11 protein-coding genes are annotated in these 7583 nt (G+C 44.0%); 5 read left to right on the top strand and 6 right to left on the bottom strand.

What is annotated here, in order from left to right; translation table 11 throughout:
* Positions 1 to 87 precede the first annotated feature (87 nt).
* Positions 88 to 444: a S24 family peptidase gene (locus tag ACOTX1_RS21525; protein ID WP_004199403.1), complete on the bottom strand. Its 357-nt coding sequence runs from the start codon at positions 442 to 444 to the stop codon at positions 88 to 90.
* Positions 445 to 446: 2 nt separating this feature from the next.
* A complete protein-coding gene (locus ACOTX1_RS21520; RefSeq protein ID WP_001549892.1) occupies positions 447 to 686 on the bottom strand; it encodes a hypothetical protein in 240 nt (79 codons plus the stop codon).
* Positions 687 to 787: 101 nt separating this feature from the next.
* Between ACOTX1_RS21520 and ACOTX1_RS21515 the strand changes: the two genes are divergently transcribed.
* Positions 788 to 2008, top strand: coding sequence for an ISL3-like element ISKox3 family transposase (locus ACOTX1_RS21515; protein ID WP_000343760.1), 1221 nt, complete (start codon positions 788 to 790; stop codon positions 2006 to 2008).
* An 88-nt stretch (positions 2009 to 2096) separates the two neighbouring features.
* Here the strand turns inward: ACOTX1_RS21515 and ACOTX1_RS21510 are convergent, their stop codons facing one another.
* Positions 2097 to 2759 carry a recombinase family protein gene (locus tag ACOTX1_RS21510; protein ID WP_001549893.1) on the bottom strand — a complete coding sequence of 221 codons (663 nt, stop codon included), beginning with the start codon at positions 2757 to 2759 and terminating at the stop codon, positions 2097 to 2099.
* Between the two features lie 380 nt (positions 2760 to 3139).
* Between ACOTX1_RS21510 and ACOTX1_RS21505 the strand changes: the two genes are divergently transcribed.
* The 4 genes from ACOTX1_RS21505 to ACOTX1_RS21490 all read left to right on the top strand — a co-directional run bounded on the left by ACOTX1_RS21505 (position 3140) and on the right by ACOTX1_RS21490 (position 5023).
* Entirely contained in the window at positions 3140 to 3802 is a 663-nt protein-coding gene (locus ACOTX1_RS21505) for a division plane positioning ATPase MipZ (RefSeq protein WP_000516402.1), read from the top strand.
* A gap of 99 nt (positions 3803 to 3901) precedes the next feature.
* Positions 3902 to 4186, top strand: coding sequence for a hypothetical protein (locus ACOTX1_RS21500; RefSeq protein ID WP_001185481.1), 285 nt, complete (start codon positions 3902 to 3904; stop codon positions 4184 to 4186).
* 205 nt (positions 4187 to 4391) lie between these two features.
* Positions 4392 to 4703, top strand: coding sequence for a hypothetical protein (locus ACOTX1_RS21495; RefSeq protein ID WP_000469598.1), 312 nt, complete (start codon positions 4392 to 4394; stop codon positions 4701 to 4703).
* Positions 4704 to 4738: 35 nt separating this feature from the next.
* Positions 4739 to 5023: a hypothetical protein gene (locus tag ACOTX1_RS21490; RefSeq protein WP_001043731.1), complete on the top strand. Its 285-nt coding sequence runs from the start codon at positions 4739 to 4741 to the stop codon at positions 5021 to 5023.
* Positions 5024 to 5043: 20 nt separating this feature from the next.
* Here ACOTX1_RS21490 and ddp1 read toward each other — a convergent pair whose 3' ends face one another.
* The 3 genes from ddp1 to ACOTX1_RS21475 all read right to left on the bottom strand — a co-directional run bounded on the left by ddp1 (position 5044) and on the right by ACOTX1_RS21475 (position 7050).
* Positions 5044 to 5397, bottom strand: coding sequence for a DNA distortion polypeptide 3 (gene ddp1, locus ACOTX1_RS21485; protein ID WP_000877224.1), 354 nt, complete (start codon positions 5395 to 5397; stop codon positions 5044 to 5046).
* A 187-nt stretch (positions 5398 to 5584) separates the two neighbouring features.
* Positions 5585 to 6028 (bottom strand): hypothetical protein, encoded by a 444-nt coding sequence (locus ACOTX1_RS21480; RefSeq protein ID WP_001074369.1) that lies wholly within the window; start codon positions 6026 to 6028, stop codon positions 5585 to 5587.
* A gap of 8 nt (positions 6029 to 6036) precedes the next feature.
* Entirely contained in the window at positions 6037 to 7050 is a 1014-nt protein-coding gene (locus ACOTX1_RS21475; RefSeq protein ID WP_001348704.1) for a replication initiation protein, read from the bottom strand.
* Positions 7051 to 7583 lie beyond the last annotated feature (533 nt).

Raw genomic sequence — 7583 nt, 5'->3', positions numbered from 1 at the left:
TATGGTGATCCCCTGGGCGAAATGCGCCTGGTAAGCAGAGTTTTTGAAATGTAAGGCCTTTGAATAAGACAAAAGGCTGCCTCATCGCTAACTTTGCAACAGTGCCACAATGTGCGTAATGACCCCCCTGACCTCCAACCCGTCCTCATCGTCATCAGGTATAGCCCTGAAGTTATCCAGCTTATCGAGTTCCTGGAGACACCGCTTGGGGTGTAGTCGCAATCGCATGATCCTGAATTCTTGTTCCAGGACACAGAGCACCAAAGACCCGTCAACGGGCGTGCCCCCAAAATCTACTATGAGCAGCGCACCAGGCTTTATCCCTTCCCGGAAAGAGTAGGTATCACTTCGAAAAAAGAATACTCCCGGCGCTCCTGTATTACAGTGCTGATCGAGTGACAGCCTGTTTTCCTGGTAGTCGGTTGCTGGCGATGGAAAACCCATTTTTAACGGCCTCCGTTGGGGTTAAAAAGCATGAATGTCCGGTTCTCTCCTTCCTGAGTGGAAATGTCTTTAAAAACGGTCACGTAGGTTTCAATCCACTGATTTGCTTGGCGACAACTCCAGTGAAAATTAATCAGCGCAAGCTGGCTGACAAAGGCTTCTGTCGTAACTGTCTGACGACCGTTCGGCTCACGCTTAATGCTCGCACGCCAGGCTGAGTCAATTTCATAGTGTCTAGGCATGAAAAACCTCCGATCAATATAGCTGTATGCATATGGGTCTTCCCTTGTTGTGGTGGCTGAAGGCATGATAATGGTGTATTTAATCGCCAGAGGTCACCGCCATGGACGAAAAGTCCCTCTACGCTCATATTCTCAACCTGTCCGATCCGTGGCAGGTAAAGTCCCTTTCTCTCGATGAAAATGCCGGTTCTGTTACTGTCACTATTGAGATCGCTGAAAACACCCGGCTAGCCTGTCCGACCTGCGGTAAATCCTGTTCTGTTCACGATCACCGTCATCGTAAATGGCGCCATCTTGATACCTGCCAGTTCACCACTATTGTTGAAGCCGATGTTCCACGAATTATGTGTCCGGAGCATGGCTGCCTGACGTTGCCTGTTCCGTGGGCTGGCCCCGGAAGCCGGTATACGTTGCTATTCGAATCGTTCGTTCTCTCATGGCTGAAAATCAGCACCGTTGATGCTGTCAGGAAGCAACTTAAGCTCAGTTGGAATGCGGTTGACGGCATTATGACCCGGGCAGTTAAGCGAGGTCTTGCCCGGATAAAAAAGCCATTATCCGCCCGTCATATGAATGTGGATGAGGTCGCCTTTAAAAAAGGACATCGTTACATAACGGTGATCTCCGATCGCGATGGTCGGGCGCTGGCCTTAACGGATGATCGCGGCACAGAGAGTCTTGCCGGCTATCTTCGCACGCTCACTGATGGGCAGTTGCTGGCTATCAAAACGCTCTCAATGGACATGAACGCGGGCTATATAAGAGCAGCGCGTATCCACTTACCCAGTGCGGTTGAGAAAATCGCCTTTGACCGCTTCCATGTGGCGAAGCAACTGGGCGAGGTAGTTGATAAAACCCGTCAGAATGAACATCCGCACCTCCCTGTTGAAAGCCGACACCAGGCAAAAGGAACCCGCTTCCTGTGGCAGTACAGCGATAAGTGGATGACCGAATCCCGGCAGGAAAAGCTGATGTGGCTGCGTGCACAGATGAAGCTGACGAGCCAGTGCTGGGCGCTGAAAGAGCTGGCAAAGGATATCTGGAACAGGCCATGGAGCGAGGAAAGACGGAGTGACTGGCAGAGATGGTTGGCGCTGGCGGCTAACAGTGACGTTCCCATGATGAAAAATGCCGCGAAAACGATAGGAAAAAGGCTGTACGGGATCCTGAATGCGATGCGACACAGTGTCTCAAACGGAAATGCGGAGGCACTTAACAGCAAGATCAGGCTGCTGAGGATAAAAGCCAGGGGATACCGAAACCGGGAGCGCTTTAAACTGGGGGTGATGTTCCACTACGGAAAGCTGAATATGGCGTTCTGAGCCTTCCCACCATGATCGGGGAAGACCCATGCATATACAGTATAAAGAATCAGTTTTATTCTTCAACACACTGTTTATTATGTTGTAACTACTCCCTACCTTCAGGTTCATGGTTCATTTTGTTAACGGTCTGTTGCTTCACAGCTTTGCTGATAGTCGCCCGGCTACAACCCAGCACTTTTTGAATCTGGCTCCAGGAGCTGCCGCTCGCAATCAGCCTGTTTATGGCGTCATAGCGAGACTGATTAACCTGGCGGCCTTTATACTTCCCTTCCCTTTTCGCCCTGGCGATCCCCTGCTGCTGCCGTTCCCGGCGCTGTTCATAGTCTCGCCTGGCGACGGCGGCCAGCATATCCAGCAACATATCGTTTATGGCCGAAAACATTCGGCTGTCAAAATCATTGTGACCCGATGCGAGCCAGGTTGTCGGAACGTTGACGGCCACAACCCGGATATCTTTCTGCCGGATCATTTTCTTCAGTGTGTTCCAGTCCTCCCCTACCAGGCGTGAAAGCCTGTCCACATCCTCTACCAGCAAGATATCGTTTTGCTGACAATCTTTCAGGAGCCGGAACAACTCAGGGCGTTCAAGCTTAGAACCTGATTCATTTTCAATGTAGTAGTTACAGATGCTCAGGCCGCGCTCGATGGCGAAGGTATTTATCGTGTCCAGGGCGCGTGTTGCATCCTGTTCAGTCGTGGATGCGCGTAAGTAAGCTCTGACAAAGCCTTTCGGTACTGTTTGAGTCATTATAGGGAACCAGTTCATTTTGAGTTAACCAGACACACCCATACAGTACCCATTTCAGTTGGTTCAGGGAAGGCACACTCAAAAAGAACCAGCAAACAGACCCCAGCCCTATAGTGACAACGTCACACTAAAAATTTACAACATAAAGATGATGTAAAGACACACCAAGATTTACACCATAAAGCGCACATAAAGACACAGCAACATTTACCATGTAAAGACACCATAAAGATAAATATATCTTTATTTGTGCTTTACATGGTAAAGCCATTGCATTATAAAGACACTGTAAAGACAAAAGTATCTTTACGAAAAACACACCATGTAAAGACATTCATATCTTTACATGAGCTTTACAACATAAAGAGAGGGATTCTGAAATGGGTAAAATCTTGCTTGTCGTATCAGATAAAGGTGGGGTAGGCAAAAGCACCTACGTGGCTAACACAGGCTCAATGCTGGTCAACAAAGGTAAGTCGGTAATTATCCTGAAGACAGATAAAAACCACGATCTGTTGAGCTGGAACGAAAAGCGGACAGATAACGGCTTACTCACTATCCCGGTTCACGCAGCTTACGGAAACGTCAGCAACGAAATTAAGCGCCTTAGTAAGCTGTGTGAAGTTCTCATTGTCGATTGCCCCGGCCACGACAGCCAGGAGTTCCGTAGCGCCCTGACAGTATCAGATATCGTGGTGACACTGGTTAAGCCGTCCTCTGATTTCGAAAGCGAAACACTGACCAGTGTTACAGAGAAAATCCGCACCGCTCAGAAAGCTAACGCAGCTCTGGAACCGTGGGTGCTGTTCACCAGAATCAACTCAGCGAAACCCCGCCACAGAAAAGCGGCCATTGATCTGGATAAATTACTGCGTTCGGACAACATCTGGATTCAACCTCTGAAAACCCGGATATCCGAGCTGGATGTGTATGAAAGCGCCTGTAATGAAGGGGCAGGGGTACATGACGTTAGCCGGGCATCGAGCCTTTCAACAGCGAAAGCACAGATTGAACTTGTGGCACAGGAAATTGGCATTTTATAGAAATATCAACAATATTCATCGAAATCTTTACATTGTAAATACACCATAAAGATACTATGATATTTACAATTAATGCATACCGTACAAGGGGAAATTTTCATGGCTTTAAAACTAAACCGCCCGAACATCGATGAATCTCAGCAACCAGCAACAAACGCAGAAACCGCGCGTTTTATCTCCGGCGCTACCAGAGCGCCTGTAGCGGGTAAACCAAAGTTGATGAACTTCAGACTGCCAGCGTACTTTGAGGAGATCCTGGAAGCGGAGGCGCAGAGAACAGGCCAGAGCAAGACAACCGTTCTAAAGGCAGCGCTGGCCGCATTCGATAACCTGGACGAGAACCTGAAAAACCACTGGCTGCTTGAATCTGCAAAATTAGGGTAGCGTTATGGCTAAGAAAAAGAGATATGTTGTGATGGTTAGAGATAAACCAAATACAGCGGCAATCAGCGATTATTAGCCTGGTTAGTATGGTTCGCTAACAGGCATAATAAGGCCGTTGCCTATGACTGCGGAGAATGGATTGTCGAACCATCACATTGGTTAAGAATTGGAAATCCAAAATAGAAAGAAACCTAAGGAAAGAAAAATGTTCATATTCAGATATATTAAAACTCTTATTAATATCTACTTGTTATACATCCAACCGATATTGGGGATGTTCCTTATAGGTATAGGCTTATGGGGGTTCTATGCACCTGATGAGGGAACTTGTACTAATCTCAATATTGAGTTATGCGCTGTATCAGCTATTGATGTTCTGAAGCCTGCTATTTTTGTATTTTTAGGCATTATTACCGTTGCCGGATGGTACTTTACCGAACTTCAGCCGAAGCTAAGGGGGGAGGGCAAGTATATGAAGGTAAAAACAGGTGTAAAACCGGAAGATTTCGTTAAGTAAAAACCGAGCCTAAAGACGTTAACCGTGGGGGATTTATGAATAAATCATGGCTTGAACAACAGGTGCAAAATGAAAAATTAAAAAAAGTACAGGAAGAGAAAAAAGATGGCACTATCCAAAAAGGATTGTACAGGGTTCGTATAAAAGACAAATACAGGTGGGATTTGTGGGAAAATGATTTCAGAGTTGTTATTGCTTATTCGAAAGATGATGCAGAGCTAAAATTTACAGAAATGACAGGTTTTAATGAGCATTACTATATAGAAAGCATTGAAAAAATAGTGCTTTCAGATATAGAAAAAATCTTACTGGAAAACTGAAAAGATAGTTATCCAGAGGTTTAGTTAAATAATGGCGTCAGTTTTTCAACCAGTAGCAGATCGCTTAAACCGTCTAAAGAAACAACTTCTATACCAGAATCAACAAGTGAATCAACTCCACATACTTCACCGAAGCCGATAACCATAATCGGCTTTCGGTCTATCAAATCAAAAATCACCAAAGGCAATATTACACTGTTAATCGCTTCAAACTCCTGAAAAAACATTTCAGAGCCGTATTCGCTGGCAGGAAAAAGAATCTCACTTAATCTCAAACCATAAAAAATATGGTAGTGTTCTTTAAGGTTATCCTTTAAAATATTAACAGCCTTAGAATATTTTTCGTTAATAAACTCTTTAACCTGATATTTCATAACTCTCTCCAACAAGAACCGACTGTAGGTCACCGGGCAAACGTTGCGGAATGGCGTCAGAGACGTCATTTTGCGGCGTTTGCCCTATCCTGCATCGCAGTGAAAAGAACTCGCCTCGTGCGCTATGATTAACCGATGATAAAAGGCTGAAAGAAGCACTGCAAGCCGACTGGATAACATTGTTGCTTCACGGCTGATCATCATTGGTTGCCTCAGTGCTAGTGTGCTTTGCATCAGGAACCAGAAGACGATACCACGGCATTTTTTTGTTAAGCAGCTCCATCAGGGGAGTGGCAAACAAACTCAATCCCCACAGCGTTACGATTACTGGAATCGTGAAATTTTGCGGCGTCCAGAACTGGCGCTCAAGGTGGAACCATGTAACAACACAGAGCATTCCACCAATCCAGAAAATAGCTTTACTGAAAGCCCCCAGGACTGCCAGAGAAATAACAGAGACTAAATGCAGTGCGCCAGCCGTAGCAAGACGTAGATAAAACCAGAACCATTTAGCGTGCCGGATAACCGGGTTACCGTTCGTTTCTCGCAATCGTTTTTTACGTTCCCGGATGATTTCTTTTTTCAGCTTACTTCGTTCGGCTCCCTGCGGAAACTCATATATTTTAGCCATGTTTTGCCTCACTTATTCTTTTTTGGTGGAACGACTTTGTCAAACTCCTCTAAAAATGCCATATCATCTTCCGAAAAGGATGAGGATTTTTCATTTATACTAAACTCAAATCTAAGCATGTGAGCCATTCTCCCTTTTTTCCCAACAACAGAGAAAGATAACTGATTTATTTCCGTTTTCTCAATTATCTCATTAATGCTTTTATTGATAACATCACGAACAAAAAATGAGTATTTAGGATACTTATATTTCTTCTCCCCTTCCTCAATAGTATAAAGTCCCATTTCCTCTTTTAAATCATCCACGGATATATCAAAAGATTTTTTTGAACTATTCTGACTGTAATATTTCCTAATGACTTGATAAAGGTTTGTTGAGTTTACACTGTTCAACAACACAACTGATTTCAATACCTGAGTGGTATATCTATTTTCAGAACCAATCAACTTAGAAAAATATCGCTTAGCTGTATTTGTGAATTTTATCCGTACAGTTGCAAGATGATCGTAATAGGCACAGAATTCTGTTAAGTTTAAATCCAAGCGATCAGGTATTTTATTCTTAGATGATAGTATCCCAAGTTCATCAGCCAAATTTTTTAAATCATCTCTGTTTAAAACTAACGTAGTTGAAGAAAGAACTTTAGCTCCCTCTTTCAGAGCTGCATAAGAGGCATATTTATCTAAAGAAGTAGCTTTTGAAAAAAAGTCAGCATCAACCTCCAAAATATCATCATCTAACATTTCCTTTGTATCAATCTGGCAAAGAGCCAGAAAAAGCACTCTTTTTGCTGAAAGGGAAAGGGATGCAAGAGTTACCCCAACTTCATTTCTATGTCTAACTTTCGTTAATCCCGTTACTGTCTTCACGATAAGCCTCATATAACCTTTCCTATGTAGGCAAATCATAACCCCACAAAGGTTGTAATTCAAGACAACAATACAACCTTTAATTAAAAAACCTCTCACCTTTAGATATGAAGATCTGAGGATCTTCATATCTAAAGATAGCAACAACCGCATGTTTCACTTGATGTTCAGTCAAACTGTGGAAACCGTTAAAAATCTTCTCACCTTACGTGAAAAATCCTCTCATCTTTAGTGAAAAATCTAACTACCTTAACTTAAAAATCTTCTCACCTTACGTGAAAAATCCTCTCACCTTACGTGAAAAATCCTCTCACCTTTAGCAATTTTTTTCCATAATTTTCAGGTAATTGAAGCGAGCTAAGTTTTTAAGTTTTTAAGATCAAGAAGAAAATATAAGGCTTTTAATGCACAGCGTCTGTGGATAACTCAGCATAAATCCAGAGGATAGATCCGTCTGGCCTCCCTGAGCACTGCACCACCAAAAATTGAGCAAATATTAACCTTAGCGCGTAAGTGCTCTATTGAAACCCCGTGGAAATTCCGCTTCCTCGCTCACTCGCGGGCTTCGCCCTGTCGTTCGGCTGCGGCGAGCGGTGTAATCTCTCTAAAAGATCCAGACGGGATCCTTTTCCGATCCAATTCTTAAATGCTCTCAAAAGCCCTCAGAGGCGTTTTAACCGCTTTAA

Origin of the sequence: Enterobacter cloacae complex sp. IR5401, from assembly GCF_049238425.1 — a bacterium.
Lineage (GTDB): Bacteria > Pseudomonadota > Gammaproteobacteria > Enterobacterales > Enterobacteriaceae > Enterobacter > Enterobacter hormaechei_C.
This window is presented reverse-complemented; position numbering and strand designations above follow the sequence as displayed.